This window comes from Lacticaseibacillus suibinensis (genome assembly GCF_003946175.1).
Lineage (GTDB): Bacteria > Bacillota > Bacilli > Lactobacillales > Lactobacillaceae > Lacticaseibacillus > Lacticaseibacillus suibinensis.
This window is the reverse complement of record NZ_RHOK01000001.1, coordinates 140,067-157,951: the sequence shown is the minus strand read 5'-3', so window position 1 is coordinate 157,951 and position 17,885 is coordinate 140,067. Positions and strand designations below refer to the sequence as shown.

Sequence of the window (17,885 nt, the reverse complement as noted above, 5' to 3'; positions counted from 1 at the left end):
ATCACGATTGTGCTGAACATGTAAGTGAAATCATTCTGCAAGCTCAAACTCTGGTAGTTGAGCAATCAAATCTAATGTCTTCAATGAGACCGTGATGATTCTTAGCAGTAAATTGAAAATGTACTTCGGGTCATCGCTGTAATCGTTGGGGTCATCAGTTATCTGGGAGGCCTTATCGGTCTTCACTTGATATTGATCCATAATCCATTCGAGGGCAGATCGCCCATTAACTACATAATCATAGGCGCGTTCAGGAATATTCTTGATATTGATATCGGAGTTGAATTTGATTTCAGAATGGTCATCTCGAGACTTGAACCGAATCTTCTTAACGGTATAACTAGGTTCCTTAGACTTGAATACCACTTCACAACCATCATAGATTGGTGCATCTTCATAGTTGATATGTAAGTCCATCAGTTGCTTACCAACAGCCACATACTGTTCAATATTCTTGAGAACTGGAATTCGCGCCAAATCTTTCTTCAAATCGTTGGCATACCGACTTTGGTATTCTGGTGAGTTCAGCACGCCGTATACGTAAGAATAGGTATCATCAGTGGAAAGTCCCAACTTCCTGGCAAAGGTCTCAGACACATTGTCACGACCAGTTTGGAATAGGGCATCGTCTTGGACTTCGTTGTCGTAACGCATAAAGCCTTGTCCTTTTGCTTGAAGGTCATTGCAAGGGATTTCATCTGTAGCTATCGCTGAGAAATCTTTATCAGACCCTCGACCAGTTGTAAAGATTACCTTGTTGCTATCACCAAATTTTTGATAATAACTACGTGTTCTTTCAACCAAAGCATCATCATAATACAACCACTTTTTAGTGAATGGCCTGTATAAACTTAGACGCATTTTCTGGGGGAAAAAGTCTATACTTTTATTCTTTCGAAGTGATTCCTGTAAACGAAAAGACCATTTCACGTATGCGGCATCTGTGTTTACCATGTTTTTCCTACTGTCTGGTTCCACCTTTTCTAATCGCTCGCGTTCTTGATTGTAATGGTCAATAAATAAACGGACGTTTGCGCTCACTCTTACATCGTTATAGCCATATATCCATGCATCTCTACTGGTTAGAACTCCCATCGCATTAATCCCAAAAATACCATCATGTTCTTTTGAAGCCAAAGGCATGTACTGTTGATAATTTGGGTCTCTTTGATTAAGCCAATCATTATTCTCATCTGGATTGACAGTATTCCATTCAATCCTACTAATACTCCCAGCCTGAGAGATGATGTCTAGTTTCTGCTGGCGAGATAAGTAGTCACCAATATCGTGGTAGAACAGCTCATGCTTATCTGAGCCATCCTTAACAAGGATACTTACTGCAATCGGTGCACGACTCCCAGAACCAAATATCTTGCCACCTTCCTTACGCGATCGCTCACCAGATGTTCTCTGGTTCCCACGTAAGTTGAAAATATAGAGGTAGTTGAACTCGCCATAAAGGGACTTACGCATACCATCCGCAGAATTTGAATCTAGGTAGCCCGCATTAGTAACGAACCCAATTACCCCTTGTTCACCTAAGCGGTCGCTTGCCCAGCGGAATGCCTTAATATAGCTATCATACATTCCCTTACTCAGGCTGGCCTTACTGGTTCTTACATAGGTTTCCCGAATGTGTGTCTCCAACTTTGCGTAGTGAATATTTTGATTGTTATCGTTTTGGTTCTTTTGACCGGCGGAATACGGCGGGTTTGATATAATCGCCGTAATCGGCACTTCTTGTTGCTTCTTCAAACGTTTGTTATTACCAGTGAACATATCTTCATCCAACACATCAAGATTCTCTGTAGATTCGAAGGTATCGGCCAACACAATTCCGTCAAATGGAATATAATCTTCTGGTCCATTAATCTCGTCAAATACGGATTCAATGTTGATTGCGGCAATGTAATAACTTAACAGAACAATCTCGTTAGCATGCAACTCTTGTGTGTATTTGCGAGTGATGTCGGCAAGGGTAATCTCACCACGTTCCAGTTCTTGATTTAAGTATTCGAGCGTCCGCGTGATGAACGTCCCAGTACCGGTAAACGGATCAAGCACGTGCACACCTTCAGCCGCAAGTCCACGTCCAAAATGTTTCTTGAGCACTTCATCGACCGACTTCACAATAAAGTCCACGATTTCAACAGGCGTGAAGACGATGCCTAATTTTTCGGCAGTCGCGCTAAAACCAGTGCTAAAAAATTTATCATATAATGTGACGATGAATTGCTGCTTGGCCGCTGCGTTATCAATCCCAGTAGCACGCAAACGGACTGATTCATAAAACGGCTCAAGTGCAGCTTGCTCCTGATCAAAGCCAGCCTCCAGCATTTGCTGAATCATGTCTTCCATTGCGCGAGAAACGGGATTGTCGTTAACGAAACTGTACTGATCAAAGAGAGCTTCAAAGATTGGCTTCGTGATAATGTGCTGTGCCAACATCTCGATGGCTTGCTGGTCGTCGATATCGCTATTGATATTGTGCTGCAAACTTCTGACGTATTTCTTAAAGGACTTGGCGAATGGGGACTGCTTATCGGCAATCAAGTTTTGAATCCAGCGAATATGACGCTCTGCTAGTTGCTGAACGTCGGCCGTCCAGTCTTCCAAGTAGCGGCGATCGCCCACTTTTTTGACAATTCGACCGTAAATGGCATTTTGAATCTCATGCCAGTTCAGTTCCAACTCGGTTTGTTCTGTGTTCACTGGATCAGATTTGCTACCAGAATTACCAAGTTCACCATCGGGAGCGCCACCAACGCCAATCACATTCAAGTTACGTGGCTTTTTATTGTTAAGGTCCAGCTTGTTGACGGATGCCTCGAACCGTTCGTCAATGGAACGGAGGGCGTTCAATACCTGCCAAACCGCTTGGTAAGTTTTGTTATCATCCAGCACCGTGTCTGGATCCTGCCCAGCAGGGACGACCACAGGTAGGATAATGTAGCCATAGTCTTTATCCTTGTACTTGCGCATGATTCGACCAACTGCTTGAACGATGTCAATTTGAGACTGCTTTGGTGCAAAGAAAATAATGGCATCGAGATTCGGAACATCGATACCTTCAGTGAGGAACTTCACGTTGGACAGAACACGTGCTTCATCATCAGGTAGGTCGGCAGCAAGCCAGTCGATTGCATCCTTCTTTTGAAGGGCATTCATGCTGCCATCAACGTGCTTTACATCCACATGGAAGCTGTTAGGGTTATCATCGCCGAGATATTCGTTGACAACGTGATTGAATTCCTGAGCGATTTGCTTAGAACCGACCTTGCCAGCGCCTTGTCCGCGCTGATTATCGATCACGGACGCAAAAGCAATTGCGCGTTGCATCGGCGCACCGTTCACTTTATCTGAGAAACTCTCACGCTTCATCATGGCATTCCAAACACCGATGATCTTGCCAATGTCATCAATACCCAGACCGTTTTCGGTAGAAATACTACTTTGTAAATCGCGCTGAATTACAGATTCATCAACCGCTAAAACCTCAACCTTATAGTCTGTCAGGATTCCTTTAGCAACTGCATCCCCAAAACCGAGCCGGTAAATCTCGTCACCGTAAATATCCTGGTCGTCCATTGAGGCAATCACAATGTTTTCGTCTTCGCCTTTTTTCTTGGTGTCTTGCGAATAGATTTTGGGCGTTGCGGTCTGGTAGAGGCGATGGTGCGCCTTAATGATGTTATTACTATGCACCTTGGTAAACATGCCAGCTTCTTCATTAGCTGCATGTGATCCAGTCGTTCGGTGGGCTTCATCAGCAATAATTAAATCAAATTCTGGATAGCCTTGTTGCTGTGCAAGTTGAATGACATCAATGGACTGGTAGGTGCTGAAGATCACCGTGATACGACTACCAGCATCTGTTTGTAAGGCATGATAGTTTGCCATTAGCTTCTCAGCGCTGGTTGATGCTGGGAAGCCAATATCTTGAACGTTCATATCGCTGTCATCGCTGTTGCTATATGTACGCTTTTTCGAAGCGTTACGATCCGAGGTTACGGCAAACGAAACCAAGTCCGTCTCAGGCGTGACGTCACTATTCCAGCTAAATAGTGTTTGTGATAGTAACTGGATACTTGGCACTAGGTACAGCACAAAGTAATTGTCCTTGCGTTCATGCTTAGCGAGCGCCTCAGCAATTTTGAGACTCGTAAAGGTTTTACCAGTGCCGGGCGCCATAATCAATTTACCGCGCTCGTGCGTGTCGAAGTAGGCGACCGTCTTTTCGATGGCGATCTTTTGATATGCTCTTGGCTGTTTGTGACTGGCTTGGATGGCCTTTCCTGAATCGCCGAAGTTAAACTGAGACCAATCAAACCCAGAATGCCGAAGATCAGAAAGGCCGATACGGTTAATCTCTTTTGTCCCGTCGAGCAACGCCGCTTCTGCGTTCTTGTTCCAGTCGTCGGTGGTGGCTACTAGCAGACCGTCTGCATAGTAATTTTTGTTCAGTTCGGCAACGTAACTGTTGATAGTGTCTTTGCCGACTTTGCCACGGTAATACTTGGCCTGTACCGCCGTCAGCTTACCCGTACCACGATGACGGCACACTAAATCGACCCCAAGATCATTCCTTGGGATCTGATATTCAGCTGGAACCTCGCGTAGCATCCACACGTTATCGTATAGATTCTTGTAGGCGGGTTCATTTAACAGATAAGACTTAACGACTTCCTCAAACATCGTGCCACGATCTCGCTGCACACCGTTCGCAGAAGCGTCAATTTGCTCAATTAAGCGGTCGAAACTGGAATTGACACTAATGTGGTCTGTTTTGCTCATTATTTTAACTCCCTTGTGTTTATGAATTCTCACTGTCGGTAGAAGAAGTAGAGGCAATCAGCTCATGCAGTTTATGAGCAATTTCTTCTACAGTGGAGATACTTGTGTTCAAAGCATGCCGATCCGCTAATTCGAGATTATAGTCTTTAACCTGGTCAGCCGTGACATTGTGATAGATTGGCAATATGAGATCATGCTGATTCTTTGCTTTAATCAACATTGAATGATACTCATGAGTTGTCCAATATTTGTCGAAATAGTCGGGGGAAAGGAGAACTATTGAGAACTTGGAGTTGCGAATGCCGTCGTCCATAGACTGAATTTGACTCGCGCCCCAACCCATACTCTGTTCATCAATCCAAACGGATAAATCCATTGCCTGAATGGCACTGGTCAGCTTCTCCGCATATTCTTGGTCTTCGTGAGCATAAGAAATAAAAACATCGTACTCTTTAGAATCACGGGTACCACTGGCATCATCGGAGAGAAATTGTGACTTCAATAATTCAGATTGTTCTCGCTTCATGGTAACAATCTGTGATGAGTAGTCTTTCTGCATCGACCTAAGCTGTTTTTGCTGCTCATCAGCTGTGGCTTTCCTAAGGTCTTTTTCTTTGTCTGCTATCTGTCTTTGCTTCTTACCGAAATCCTTACTGAGACTGGCTTGAACTTTGGATAATTTTGCTTTTTCGGCTTGGGCTCTATCAATGTCACGATTGTAGGAGGAGATGCGGCTTGCACTGGTCGTTCTGCTTAGCCGATCATTTGACCTAGATATGATGTCATCTTGTTTTGCGTATTTGTTCGCTGCATCAGTTTGTTTATCCTGAATTCGGTTTAGTTCGCGCCTTAATGTGTTTAGCGAACTTGTAATTGATGAAACGCTCATTAATCCATCCCCTTATCAGCATGAGCCTGGGCCAATCGACTACCGTGTCAAGCCTAATTATATCGTCTACTTACTGTCATCGTTCATACTTTCATCAGCGGTGGAGGGAACATCAATAATCGTAGCTTTAATCTCTTTGCAATTTTTTTGGGTGCTACTCTGCCTAGTGGATTTCTTAGTCACTTTTGTCGTGGCTTTTAAAACATTGCGAGCACTCATAGCAGTGCCGTGCCCAATCTTCGAGGCGAGAGCCTTGACCGCTTCTTTTCGAGCACGTTTACGGGTTTCTTTCTCCGAGACAATTAACCGGCTCGCTTCAATAACCTCCGCATCTAAGTAGTAGATCTTAACGAAACTGCCTGCAGACAAAACCGTGTGAGCCTTGGGAACGGTGTTGACGATGGTATCAGCTTTAGCCGTTTCAAAACTTGCATCAGGCTCCGAAGCGAGAAGAGCATATTTGAGTTCCAGCGTAGCAAACAATTCCTTTGCTTGATCAATACTAAGACCAATTATGTCTGGCAATTTTACATCGGTCTGGTGTCGCTTGTTATGTTCATCCAGTTGGTGATTGGTCACGTCAGCTGCAGCTCCAATGGCATTTCCTGCAATATCCAGTGTCTTATCGATTGTTTTGGTGAGCTTAGAAACACCTCTGGACTCAACTAGTTTGTCAGCGGCTTTAATAAACTTGTCTAGTTTGCTTGCTTTTGCAGTCATATGAAACTCCTCCGTTTCGTTAATTGAACGCTAAAGCGTAAAGTGGTCCGGCTTATCAAACAGGGTCTAATTCGCGTTGTTGATCATTGCGTCACGAGTTTCCTTTTCCATATTGTCGAGGTACTCGGTCACATAGCGCCGATCAAGCAAGTGCGCGACGTCACGGAAATGGTCGTTAGTCCACATGTACATCTGAATGATTTGATCTAGAGTAGCACGCTCCAGCTTCTCATCTCCGGCTTTGCGGGCCAGTTCTGCCTCCGCAAACATCTTTTGAACCATTTCGACGTGATCGACCAAACCGTTAACGGAATGGTCTTGGTGTTCAAGCTTCTCTGACTGCCAGCTGCGCCAGTCGGCATCGTTGAGATACAAGTCGTTAGGCGTCACTTGCAACGCCTCACACAGCTGCATAATCGCTTTAGCAGACGGTGCCGAAATTGCCCGCTCAAACTTAGACACGCTTTGCTCAATGCTACCCATTGCATCAGCAAGGTCTTTTTGCGTCATGCCGCGTTCCATACGAATACGCTTAATATTTCTAGCGAGCTTCTTGTCGATACCTTCTTCACTTTTTCCGAACATGAGTTGATTTCTCCTTTTTGTAGCCTTACTTGAAGCTTAATGAAACCCATTGAAAGTGTCAAGGAATAATTAAACGAAACCTGTTTGTAACTTATCTAAAAAGGTTGATAAGTTTCTTGGAGGATGGTATGATTCAGCCATAGCAGATTGTAAACCCATACATGTTAAATTCAAACCAAAAGAGGTGACTATATGTTAGTCGATAAGAAGATGCTCATGCAGTTAGGATTTTCCGGTTACAAAGCCGGACAGATTATCCATCAGTGCAAGCTGAACCTGGTTGCAGACGGTCATTGCTTCTATGCAAACCGCAAGTGCGGCCAAGTCCCACTCCACGCCATCGTCAGTCTGTTAGGCTTCAATCCATTTGAAGATCTGGCAATGGTCACGCAACACCACGCCGCCGCGCGCGGCGTGCAGCGCGAAAGCCGCTAGCGCGAGCGGCGGCGGTCGGCGTTAGCCGGCCGCCCAAGCTCCCGTATTCTAACAGGGGGGCACAAAATGACAAGAACAATCCGAAACGAGGCAGAAAACACAAGTGATTCGCCACTATGCACGGCAATCCGCTGTTCGCAGACGGCGAAATCAGAGCACACGAGGTGAGCAATGGATAAGACAATGATGAATGGCCGTGATCATACTGGACACGGCTGGTTGGCGGAATTTCGCCAACGGATGACTGATGCCGGTATTAGTCAAGCACAACTTGCGGCACAACTAGGTATGACGCGCTCCTATGTCAATCGGCTGTTAAATGGACGCGCTGCGTTAACCGAAGAAATGCAACGGCGCCTGGGCCACGCGCTTCTTGGCCTGACCAATCGTGATTCGATGTTTATCTTAGTCGATTACGTGCGGGTGCGGTTCAATACACAAGACGCCGAGTATGTGTTCAAGAAGCTTTTTCCAATGAACAGGGATTTCTTCTCCTTAACTGAAAAGGCCTTTTATGGGTTCGACTACACGATTCAGCGTGGCGATATTTCAATCATGAGTACCCGCGTAGGTGGCCCGAATGCCTATCTGGGAACAATGATTGAGATGCACGGCTCTGGTTGCCGTCAACTAGAAGCAGTGCTTGTCCGAGATGGGCTGACTTGGTTCGACTTTTTTCAGGCCTGCGATGACCTAACTGGGATCTACAAACGGGTTGACTTCGCCATCAATGATACCGTCGGGATTATCGACATTCCCCACCTGATTCAAAAAGTCGAAAAAGAAGAACTAGTGAGCTTGTTCAAGAGTAAAGGCGCAATCGAAACCATTAAGAAAGGCCGTGTCGGGAAAACCGTTCAATTCGGTTCACCACAAAGTTTGGTGCAAATGATTGGCTATCAGAAGGACATCGAACAATATTTCAAAAACAAAATCGACTACCCAGAAGATTCTCCAATTCTCAACCGGTTTGAAGTCCGCCTTCGCGACCAGCGTGCTCAAAAGGCTATGAAGGAACTGCTGGCCTGCCAAGACGCCGAAACGGTTGTCTTCGGGATTATTAACCATTACTTGCGGATCGTAACACCACAAGGCTCAAAGAAATTGGCCGATTGTCCACTAGATCCAGACTGGCAAACGTTTATCGGCGATAACCGTAATCGCTTGAAACTAGCAATGCGGCCTGAACCAATCACGATGGACAGCGTGCTGAACTGGCTGACCAAGCAAGTCGCGCCCAGTCTGAAAATGGTTCAGCAAGTCGATTCACTCAATGGTACTGACATGATCGCGGATATGATTAACGAGGCTGAATTATCGCCGCAACAGAAGACGTTACTCAAGGAAGTATTTGAACAAGCGCAACATGAAGACGAAAAAAAACAAAGCAACGAATGAACGTGATTGCACGCACCCGATACTTTGCCCTAGACAAGCCAAGTATATCATGGTCAACGACCAAAGCAAGCGTGCCTTCGATTATTTGGAGGTATGAAATGAGTATTACCCAAGCACCTAATGGTACCTATGTTGTCAGTGTCTCCTTTGGCACTGATCCCGTCACCGGCAAGCGACGCCGCAAGAAGAAACAAGGCATTCATTCAATGGCAGCTGCCCGCGAAGTTGAAAAGGAGATGATGCGTACTAGCGTCGACCGGCTGTTCAATCAAGAAACCGTCACCTTGGATGAATTGTTTGAGCGGTACGTGAACCGCGTGAAGATCCATATCAAGCCGTCCTACTTGCAGTCCCAACGTGCCGTGTACAAGCGCTATATCCAGACGTTCTTCGTCAATGCCGATATTAAGCGCCTGACCAGCGAGCACATCCGCGACTTTCAAGAATGGCTCACCGAGGAACGTGATTTGAGCAATAACACCAACAACAAGACCTTGATTGAGTTAAAGCTGATTCTCGATGTCGCCGTTGAGGAGAAAGTGATCGTCGAAAATCCTTGTATTGGCGTGAAGAAGCTCAAAATCGAACGCAAGAAAATGGACTTCTACACGCCAGATGAATTTCACGCGTTTACCACGCTGATTCATCTGCCAGAGGAATTCGACTGGTACGTGTTGTTCTCACTGCTGTTCTTCTCCGGCCTGCGGGTTGGCGAACTATGCGCGCTGGACTGGTCGGATCTCGATTTCAAACGCAAGGAACTTACTGTCAGCAAGTCTGTGTTCCGGCGCGGCGGCGTGGATGTCATTACCCCGCCGAAGTCTAAGGCTAGTAATCGCCGTATTAGTCTCAACCAAGGCATGATCGCCTTGCTTCTGCAATGGCGTGAACAGCAACAGGAACTCTTTAAGCACGACTTAGCCCTCGACTGGAGCGAAGATACGCCAATGTTCCAAGCAACGCTGATACGCCGCAATAAGCATACGATCCGCATGCGCTACAAACGTATCTGCAAGCGTGATCCCACGATGAAGCAGATTCGCATTCACGATTTCAGGCACTCACACGTCGCCTTGTTGATCGACCAAGAAACAGAGTACACGATCATCAAGGAACGACTGGGGCATGCGAGCATCGTCACAACGATTGACACTTACGGGCATCTTTTCCCCAACAAGCAACGCGAAACCGCCGATGCCCTCGACAAATTCTTCTAAAAAGAAAGGTCTGATCACATGAAATTCCGGACACGTTTGCCGCCAAAAACGGCGGTCTGATTTTTCGAACTGGTACTGCACTGGTACTGGAAGGCCTATTTCGACCCAAACATGTGTTTGAAAGCAACAAAAAACCGCAACCCCGAAAGGCTGCGGGACGCTGATATATCAACGTTTATTCAGGAGAGTACGAGATTCGAACTCGTGCGCCGGTATTAGCCGGTTCGACGGATTTCGAGTCCGTTGCATTACCACTCTGCCAACTCTCCATGTGGTTAATGGTTTTTAGAACGCTTTTCAGTATAGCAAATGTTGAGATTTTTGCAAATCTGTTTCCACGCTTTTCTTTTTGCCTGGGGACTAGGTATACTGATACTATTCTGACTAGAAGGAATGACAGGCCTTGAAAACATCTTTAGTGAAGATGATCGGATTATACAGTTTCTTGTACGCACTATTCACACTCGGTGTGCTCGCTTATGCCAGCCTCTTGAGTTTCCGCAGTGGCTTTAGTTTCCCGGCCGTCGGGGAACAGATGATGCAGTGGGAGCCGCACTGGTGGTGGCTGAGTATCATCGGGGTGGTGCTGCATGGGTTGGCCTACCTTAAAGCGATGCGCCGGCCGCGACTGATGATTGCTCATCTTATCTGCGTGTGGGCCTTTGTGGCTTATCCGCTGATTCCAAATTACAGCCTGTTCATTGCCATCGTGCAACTAGTGGCAGTTTGGCTGCTGATCAGCTATCATCGGCCAATGCAGGAATCCGAAATGGAGGGACAGCGATGAGCTGGTTTCACAAATCCAAGCAGCCAAGCGGCAATGACGAACCACAAGCCTATGATTTTGCCAAAATGGTGAAGCTGGCGCGGGAAAAAGACCCGAGCAAATTCGCCAAGCTGCAGGCGGCGTTTAAGCGGCCGCATTCTGACCAGTCAAAACATCCTGGGGAGGACAAAAAATGAAGAAGATTTTAGCGATTGTCGCTTTGCTGATCGTCATTGCTGGCGGTTGGTTCGGCTACAACTATTGGCACGAAACCTACCAAACCCAAACTGCGTATGCGCAGGTGGGTGAGGCGGTGAAAAAGAACTCCAAAACTAGCGATGGTAAGAATTACAAAGTTAATGGTAAGCAGTATTACTATTACCACTATGAATTCGACTTCGTGTTGAAGGATAGGACCACGCGGCACCTGAGCTATTCTAGTGGCGAATCCGCCAACCCGACACCGCTCGCCCCAGGGTCTTATGTGACTGCTGAAATCTCCCAAAAGCGCGTGGTTAAAGGACCAAATCCAATTACTCTCGCCAACATTCCCAGTGCCGTCCAGGCGAAACTTAAATAGGCGTCATCTAACCGAGCCGATGTGCTCGGTTTTTTTCGGGTCATTTCAACGACCGCCTAATCGTGCCGATTGGGCGGCACTAGCCGGGATGGAAAAGAATTGCGGCAGGGCCTCAATCCGCCTATACTACAAGCAAACGACTCGTCACTACACGACTGGCAGGTATTTCAGGATGGAGGCACAAGCTCATGCAAGAAGAAAATGATGTGTTGCTGCGGCAGATTAAGTCCTTCGCCCAAGGGCTGGGCTATATGATTGGCAAAGCCGGTGGTAACCCGGGGAGCGAAATCGTTTTTCCGCAAACTGATGCGCGGCTTTTACCCGGGCAGGAGCGCTTGGAGCAGTTTTTGACGGCTAAACAATTGCCTGAAGCGACCAGATTTTTCTTCAGTCAGCGCTATGCCATGGCGGAAAAAGATTTCATGGCGCTGGGAGCTTGGTATTTTGAGCACTTGAATGCGCTGAGCGACGAAGCGCTAGACGATGCCAATTACTCGCGGCAAGCCGTCGAGGCCGGGCTGAAACAATTGGCACTCATTCAGCAGGAACAAGACTAAGCTCACACCAGTTGAAGCGAGGAGAAAAAAATCATGATGGGTACGGCTTTTGGGTTAATTTACTATTTGATTGCTCTGGGGTTAGGGTTTTTAGTGATCGCGCTAGGTGTGAAATACGGCATTTTGTGGGCCTTGCGCGCTTTATCCGATGATGATTTGGCTAAGGTGGCGCGGGTGTTCAAGCGTTAAGTTGAAGCTGACAAAAAGACGACCTCGAAAATGAGGTCGTCTTTTGCGTTTTACCATGTTATTCCGCGCTGCCGGTTAAATCTGCCGCGCGCTTGGTGGCAGGCAGCTGATCGAGTTCTTGCAGGGCCTTGTTGGCATCCAGCAGAGCCACGCTATACACCAGCGTGCCGATTTGAACGCGGGTGTTGATGTACTTGATGACAATTGGGCCTTGAGTGGTTTCCAGCTCCAAGTTAAGGTGATAAATTTCCTCGGTGCCAGGCGTCAACACGCCCATGATATGAGCGTCTGACAGCAGGTTATTATCGATCAAGGCGGGCTTGCTACCGTCAGAAGCGACAATCACGTGGTCATCCATGGTCAGGCGATAGCCGCGGATAATGGTTGAAGGGATGATTTTGTGGCCAAAATGCGGGCGGTGGACTTTGATTAAATCATGGGCGGAATCGAGTTCAAAGTAGGCGTTGTGCTTATCAGCCTTGAAATGGGCGTGTTTACCGAATGTCATGAGGGGGCTCCTTTGCAATGAGATCTGAAATCACAGTGGTTAAAACCGCTTCAATGAAGGCGCGGTTTTCGTTGAGCAGGTAAGTGGTGGTTTGCGCCAAGTCGGCGTCGGGCGCTGCTTTTTGCCATGCCGCCGCCCGCGCTTCAATCTGCGGTTCAGTGAACTGCGCTGCCACGACTTGATCAGCGGCGTTAGCGACCAAGGCGCGAATCGTTTTTTCTTCCAATGTCTTTCACTCCTTATCGTCCATTATACGCGCCGTAATCGCCGATGCCACTTTTCCTTCTACCACTTGTAGTTTATAGTAAGCATAAAGCTCGCAATCAGACCTTGATGGCGAAAATCGGTGGCGCGCACTGCGTCGCAACGAAAAATGGAGGAAACACACATGACCACCCAAAACATGCTCGATTATGTTGGCGACAAAATGGATGCCTTGGATTTTGATGGCGATTTGGATTTGAACTGGGACAAAGAAGCACGCGTTTTTGAAGTGGAGTTAACCATGACCGTGGATGCTGCGGCCGGTTTTGAAGTAGAGGACCAAGACGGCGAAACCATCGATGAAGGCGAAATTGATTACTCTGATGCGATTTTGCTGTACGATGCTACCCGCCTGAAGGGCGAAGATTACCAAGACAACTATCTGGCGGTGATTGGTTTCCAAGGCAAGCAAGGCATTGCCCAAGCCACAGTTGATGGGTTGTTCGAGTATCTGCAAACCCTTCTAGACGATGGCCAGTCTGATTTGATGGACTTTGTTGATGGTACCTCTGAGGACGAAACCTTTGAGTTGCAATTCGACCAGGCCAAGTTTCAGGCTGCCGTTGCCGCTCAGCCGGCAGCGAACCAGCATGTGTTCTTGCCGTATCCCAAGTACTGATTGGAGGCGCCTATGGACGACTGGTTTGAACTCGCAGTCGAAACAAGCAGTGAGGCGGTAGAAGCTGTGTCTAACTTCTTAATTGAGGCCGGAGCAGCAGGGATTCAAATTGAAGATGCTGCTGACTTTCAGCACGGCAGTCAGAGCAAAACCGGCGTCTGGTTTGGCCCGGACAGCGTGCCGCATCGCGCTACCGGCGCGGCGGTGAAGGGGTATTTTGCCAGCAGTTTGCATCCTAGTGAGCTGATGACCCGGCTGCAGGCTCAAGTGGAGCAACTACCGAGTTTCGGGCTTGCCAAAGGCAGTGGCAAGATTAGTGTGGTCAACATTGCTCAGGCGGACTGGGCCAACGCTTGGAAAAAGTATTACCACCCCCTACGGATCACCCGCTATCTGACCATTGTGCCGGCGTGGCTCGATTACACCCCGCAGCAAGCAGGCGAGCAGGTGATTAAGTTGGATCCGGACATGGCCTTTGGTACCGGCAGCCATCCCACCACCGCGCTGATGCTGCGGCTACTGGAGGCAGTCATTCGCGGCGGTGAAACCATGATTGATGTCGGCACCGGCTCAGGTATCTTAGCGTTAGCAGCGCGGCGCCTAGGGGTTGCGCATGTGCTGGCCACCGATGTTGATGACGTCGCTGTAGCCAATGCCGAGGCCAACTTGGCACTCAATCCTGATGATCAAATTGACGTGATTGCCAACGACTTGCTGACTGGGATTGAGCAGCCCGTCGACTTGGTGGTGGCCAATATTCTGGCCAATGTGCTGACGCCGTTGATTCCGCAAGTGGTCAGCCGCTTAAAGCCGCATGGCCGGTTCCTACTGTCAGGCATTTACCGCGAAAAGGCCGCGGCCATCAAGGCCACCTTAACGGCCAACGGCTTCAAGGTGCGCAGTGAATGGCAAGAAGGCGATTGGGTCGCCATTGTGGCCGGGCACGTTGAGGAGGAGGACGCATGAACCGCTTCTTTACCGACCAACCGCTGACCCAAGGCAGCACTGCCACTCTGCCAGCCAGTGTGCGAAAGCATGCCATCCAGGTGCTGCGACTACAGGAAGGCGCGCAAATCGAGGTGGTCAGCCGAAACCATCAAGCCTTTGTCGCCACGATTTTGGACGTCGACCCGCTCACGGTGCGAGTCGACCAGCCCATTACGCGGCCGGTGGAATTACTGGTGGCGGTCCATCTGCTGTGCGGCATTCCCAAAGGCGACAAGGCTGAGCTGATTGTCCAAAAAGCCACCGAGCTTGGCGCCATGCACATCAGCTTCTTCAACAGCCAATGGGCAACCGCCAAATGGCAAGCGCCGCGTGTCGCCAAAAAGCTCGCGCGGCTAGCGGCGATTGCCCAAGGCGCCGCAGAACAGAGCCACCGGTGTTTTGTCCCGGCCGTAGATGTGGTAACATTAAACGAAATAACGCAATTGACTGCTGATGCCAAACTAGTCGCTTATGAAGAAAGCGGCAAGGCCGGCGAGGCGGCCGCCTTGGTGCAGGCGCTAAAGACCAGGCCCAGCACGCTGGTATGCGTATTCGGCCCGGAAGGTGGCCTGAGCCCAGCTGAAATTGCGACGTTAACGGCCAGTGGGTTTACCACAGCCGGCCTCGGCCCGCGGATTTTGCGAACCGAAACGGCACCGCTGTACTTACTCAGCGCGGTGTCGGCACTTACTGAATTGCAGGGAGAATCAGAATGACCAAAATCAAGTCTTGGCTGATGTCCGCATCGGGCCGTATAGTTTTATTGAGTATCTTGACCACGCTTATTTTGCCTTGGGGCTTTACGTTGCTCCATGTGCATGTGGCGCTGCGGGTGACGCTGCTTTGGATTCTGATTAATGTGACCTTGGCAATCTATATTGGCCGTACCATCGCCAAGTATCACTTGCACTGGTGGCACAGCTTGTGGCTACCGCTGTTGTTTGCTTTGATGGTGTGGGTGCGCTTTGCGGATTATGGCTACTGGTTTGCCCCAATCTACTGGGTCTTAACCATGCTTAGCTTGACCCGCGAGTAGCGACCGCCCAGCTGTAGAAACACGAACTCAAGGCACGTTTCGACGTGCTTTTATTGTATCCGCCGCTTGCTGCCGACCTAGTCCGGTGAGCGGTGTAAAGGGGGATTTTGCAATGGCTGAAGAACCAGAATTGACCCAAGAACAAGTGATGGCGATGTGCGCCAAGTATATGAACGAAGAGCACCAAGCCTTCGTCAAAAAAGCCTATGATTTTGCGGCTTATGTTCACAAAGACCAGCGCCGTAAATCTGGGGAACCGTATATCATTCACCCGATTCAAGTGGCCGGGATTTTGGCCGAACTGAAAATGGATCCCGTCACCGTGGCCAGTGGCTACCTGCACGATGTGGTTGAGGACACGAACATCACCCTCGGCGACATTCAAGAAGTCTTTGGCAAGGAAACGGCGGTTATTGTCGATGGCCTGACCAAGTTAAGCAAGGTCACTTATGTTGCCCACAAAGACGAACTGGCGGAAAACCACCGTAAAATGCTGCTGGCGATGGCTAAGGACATGCGCGTGATTTTGGTCAAATTGGCCGACCGGTTGCATAACATGCGCACCTTGATGCATCTGCGGCCGGATAAGCAGCGCCGGATTGCCAATGAAACGCTGGAAATCTATGCGCCGTTAGCCGATCGCTTAGGGATCAGCACCATCAAGTGGGAACTGGAAGATCTATCGCTCCGCTATTTGAACCCGCAACAGTACTACCGAATCGCCCAGTTGATGAAGTCCAAGCGCACCGAGCGCGAGGCTTACATCGCCAATGCCATCACCGATATCAAAAAGGCGCTGGCAGACTTGAATATGCACTATGAAATCTACGGGCGCCCGAAGCACATCTACTCGATTTACAAGAAAATGCGCGATAAGCACAAGCAATTCGATGAACTCTATGACTTGCTGGCGGTGCGCGTGATCACCCAAAACATCAAGGACTGTTACGCGGTGCTCGGGGTGATTCATACCCAGTGGAAGCCGATGCCAGGCCGGTTCAAGGATTACATTGCCATGCCGAAAGCCAATGGCTACCAATCCCTGCACACCACGGTGATCGGACCGATGGGCAAGCCGCTGGAAGTGCAGATTCGCACCGAAGAAATGCACCATATCGCTGAATTTGGGGTTGCCGCTCACTGGGCCTACAAGGAAGGCCAAACTTCCGAAGTGCAATACGACAAAGCCGGCAAACAAATCGACATGTTCCGCGAAATTCTGGAAATCCAGGATGAAACTTCTGATGCCCAGGACTTCATGGAAAGTGTCAAAGGCGACATCTTCACCGATCGGGTCTACGTGTTCACCCCGCAAGGCGACGTGTACGAGCTGCCGAAAGGCTCAGTGCCATTGGACTTTGCCTACATGGTCCATACCGAAGTGGGTAATCACAGTGTCGGCGCTAAGGTCAACGGCAAAATCGTGCCACTGAATTACCAGCTCAAAAACGGGGACATTGTTGAGATGCTGACCAACAGCAACTCCAAGCCAAGCCGCGACTGGGTCAACCTGGTGTTCACCTCCCGTTCTCGCAACAAGATTCGCCGCTATTTCAAGCAGGTGGATAAAGGCGAAAACAGCGAAAAAGGCCGCGAAGCTCTGGAGCATACGCTGCAGGAAATGGGCTACACGCCAAAAGACTACATGGGCAACAAACCTGATATGGTGGACTTGCTCAAGCGCCTGAACTTCGCCACTGAAGACGAGTTGCTCTCAGCGATTGGTTACGGTGAATATGGCTCGAAGGTGATCGCCAACCGGCTCACGGACCGCTCGCGGCGCGAGAAGGCGGATGCCGACAAGAAGGCTAAGGAAGCCGCGATTTTGGCCAATAACCAAAAAGTCACCACGGTGTCCAAAGAGAAAAAGCCGGTGTCCCGTACGGAAGAAGGCGTCGTGATCGAAGGCGTCGACAATCTGCTGGTGCATCTAGCGAAGTGCTGCAACCCGGTACCTGGGGATCCGATTGTCGGTTACGTCACCAAAGGCCGCGGGGTGACGATTCACCGCGCAGACTGCCCGAACATTGACGCCTCTCCAGCCATGGCGGGGCGGCTGATTGATGTGTCCTGGCAGAATCTGAATGATCAAAGCCAGTTGTTTGATACGGATATTGAAATCTACGGCTATAACCGCAGTGGTCTGCTAAACGATGTGCTACAGACCTTGAACGCCCAGACCAAGAATTTAACCAACGTCAACGGCCGGGTCGACCATGATAAAATGGCCGACATTCATGTCACCGTTGGGATTCCGAATTTGGCGAGTCTGGAACACATGATGGATGCCATCAAAAACATTCCTGATATTTACGAAGTGAAACGGTCCCAAGGTTAAGCA

General features: G+C 48.8%; 19 protein-coding genes and 1 tRNA gene. 13 read left to right on the top strand and 7 right to left on the bottom strand.

What is annotated here, in order from left to right; translation table 11 throughout:
* Positions 1–30: 30 nt before the first annotated feature.
* The 4 genes from EKM90_RS00735 to EKM90_RS00720 form a co-directional block, all read right to left on the bottom strand.
* Positions 31–4,794: a type ISP restriction/modification enzyme gene (locus tag EKM90_RS00735; RefSeq protein WP_125579130.1), complete on the bottom strand. Its 4,764-nt coding sequence runs from the start codon at positions 4,792–4,794 to the stop codon at positions 31–33.
* A gap of 19 nt (positions 4,795–4,813) precedes the next feature.
* A complete protein-coding gene (locus EKM90_RS00730) occupies positions 4,814–5,683 on the bottom strand; it encodes a toll/interleukin-1 receptor domain-containing protein (protein ID WP_125579128.1) in 870 nt (289 codons plus the stop codon).
* Between the two features lie 66 nt (positions 5,684–5,749).
* Positions 5,750–6,403, bottom strand: a complete 654-nt coding sequence (locus EKM90_RS00725; protein WP_125579125.1) for a PASTA domain-containing protein — start codon at positions 6,401–6,403, stop codon at positions 5,750–5,752.
* Between the two features lie 66 nt (positions 6,404–6,469).
* Positions 6,470–6,988, bottom strand: a complete 519-nt coding sequence (locus EKM90_RS00720) for a helix-turn-helix domain-containing protein (protein ID WP_125579123.1) — start codon at positions 6,986–6,988, stop codon at positions 6,470–6,472.
* A gap of 192 nt (positions 6,989–7,180) precedes the next feature.
* On the opposite strand from EKM90_RS00720, the gene EKM90_RS00715 reads away from it, so the two are divergent.
* The 3 genes from EKM90_RS00715 (at position 7,181) to EKM90_RS00705 (ending at position 10,038) form a co-directional block, all read left to right on the top strand.
* Positions 7,181–7,423 carry a DUF3173 family protein gene (locus EKM90_RS00715; RefSeq protein ID WP_125579121.1) on the top strand — a complete coding sequence of 81 codons (243 nt, stop codon included), beginning with the start codon at positions 7,181–7,183 and terminating at the stop codon, positions 7,421–7,423.
* Positions 7,424–7,594: 171 nt separating this feature from the next.
* Positions 7,595–8,821 carry a replication initiation factor domain-containing protein gene (locus EKM90_RS00710; RefSeq protein ID WP_125579119.1) on the top strand — a complete coding sequence of 409 codons (1,227 nt, stop codon included), beginning with the start codon at positions 7,595–7,597 and terminating at the stop codon, positions 8,819–8,821.
* A gap of 98 nt (positions 8,822–8,919) precedes the next feature.
* Positions 8,920–10,038, top strand: a complete 1,119-nt coding sequence (locus EKM90_RS00705) for a tyrosine-type recombinase/integrase (RefSeq protein ID WP_164507788.1) — start codon at positions 8,920–8,922, stop codon at positions 10,036–10,038.
* A 181-nt stretch (positions 10,039–10,219) separates the two neighbouring features.
* Here the strand turns inward: EKM90_RS00705 and EKM90_RS00700 are convergent.
* Positions 10,220–10,307 (bottom strand) — tRNA-Ser (locus tag EKM90_RS00700).
* Positions 10,308–10,441: 134 nt separating this feature from the next.
* On the opposite strand from EKM90_RS00700, the gene EKM90_RS00695 reads away from it, so the two are divergent.
* The 5 genes from EKM90_RS00695 (at position 10,442) to EKM90_RS12680 (ending at position 12,130) form a co-directional block, all read left to right on the top strand.
* Positions 10,442–10,825, top strand: coding sequence for a hypothetical protein (locus EKM90_RS00695; RefSeq protein ID WP_125579116.1), 384 nt, complete (start codon positions 10,442–10,444; stop codon positions 10,823–10,825).
* Positions 10,822–11,001: a hypothetical protein gene (locus tag EKM90_RS00690; RefSeq protein WP_125579114.1), complete on the top strand. Its 180-nt coding sequence runs from the start codon at positions 10,822–10,824 to the stop codon at positions 10,999–11,001. The genes EKM90_RS00695 and EKM90_RS00690 overlap by 4 nt, the downstream gene beginning before the upstream one ends.
* Positions 10,998–11,384 carry a DUF1093 domain-containing protein gene (locus tag EKM90_RS00685; protein WP_125579113.1) on the top strand — a complete coding sequence of 129 codons (387 nt, stop codon included), beginning with the start codon at positions 10,998–11,000 and terminating at the stop codon, positions 11,382–11,384. Before EKM90_RS00690 ends, EKM90_RS00685 begins: the two co-directional genes overlap by 4 nt.
* A 188-nt stretch (positions 11,385–11,572) precedes the next feature.
* A complete protein-coding gene (locus EKM90_RS00680) occupies positions 11,573–11,941 on the top strand; it encodes a DUF6483 family protein (protein ID WP_125579111.1) in 369 nt (122 codons plus the stop codon).
* Positions 11,942–11,974: 33 nt separating this feature from the next.
* Positions 11,975–12,130, top strand: a complete 156-nt coding sequence (locus tag EKM90_RS12680; RefSeq protein ID WP_164507787.1) for a hypothetical protein — start codon at positions 11,975–11,977, stop codon at positions 12,128–12,130.
* A gap of 58 nt (positions 12,131–12,188) precedes the next feature.
* On the opposite strand, the gene EKM90_RS00675 is transcribed toward EKM90_RS12680, so the two are convergent.
* Positions 12,189–12,638 (bottom strand): hypothetical protein, encoded by a 450-nt coding sequence (locus EKM90_RS00675; RefSeq protein ID WP_125579110.1) that lies wholly within the window; start codon positions 12,636–12,638, stop codon positions 12,189–12,191.
* Positions 12,625–12,864: a hypothetical protein gene (locus EKM90_RS00670; RefSeq protein ID WP_125579108.1), complete on the bottom strand. Its 240-nt coding sequence runs from the start codon at positions 12,862–12,864 to the stop codon at positions 12,625–12,627. Before EKM90_RS00670 ends, EKM90_RS00675 begins: the two co-directional genes overlap by 14 nt.
* A 162-nt stretch (positions 12,865–13,026) precedes the next feature.
* Between EKM90_RS00670 and EKM90_RS00665 the strand changes: the two genes are divergently transcribed.
* The 5 genes from EKM90_RS00665 to EKM90_RS00645 all read left to right on the top strand — a co-directional run bounded on the left by EKM90_RS00665 (position 13,027) and on the right by EKM90_RS00645 (position 17,882).
* The gene (locus EKM90_RS00665; RefSeq protein ID WP_125579106.1) at positions 13,027–13,521 is read left to right on the top strand and encodes a DUF3013 family protein; all 495 of its coding nucleotides are present in this window, start codon (positions 13,027–13,029) and stop codon (positions 13,519–13,521) included.
* A gap of 12 nt (positions 13,522–13,533) precedes the next feature.
* Positions 13,534–14,487: a 50S ribosomal protein L11 methyltransferase gene (gene prmA, locus EKM90_RS00660; RefSeq protein ID WP_125579105.1), complete on the top strand. Its 954-nt coding sequence runs from the start codon at positions 13,534–13,536 to the stop codon at positions 14,485–14,487.
* Positions 14,484–15,224, top strand: a complete 741-nt coding sequence (locus EKM90_RS00655; RefSeq protein WP_125579104.1) for an RsmE family RNA methyltransferase — start codon at positions 14,484–14,486, stop codon at positions 15,222–15,224. The genes prmA and EKM90_RS00655 overlap by 4 nt, the downstream gene beginning before the upstream one ends.
* Before the next feature lie 47 nt (positions 15,225–15,271).
* Positions 15,272–15,544: a hypothetical protein gene (locus EKM90_RS00650; protein WP_164507786.1), complete on the top strand. Its 273-nt coding sequence runs from the start codon at positions 15,272–15,274 to the stop codon at positions 15,542–15,544.
* A 112-nt stretch (positions 15,545–15,656) separates the two neighbouring features.
* Entirely contained in the window at positions 15,657–17,882 is a 2,226-nt protein-coding gene (locus EKM90_RS00645; RefSeq protein ID WP_125579100.1) for a RelA/SpoT family protein, read from the top strand.
* The last annotated feature ends 3 nt before the right edge of the window (positions 17,883–17,885 follow it).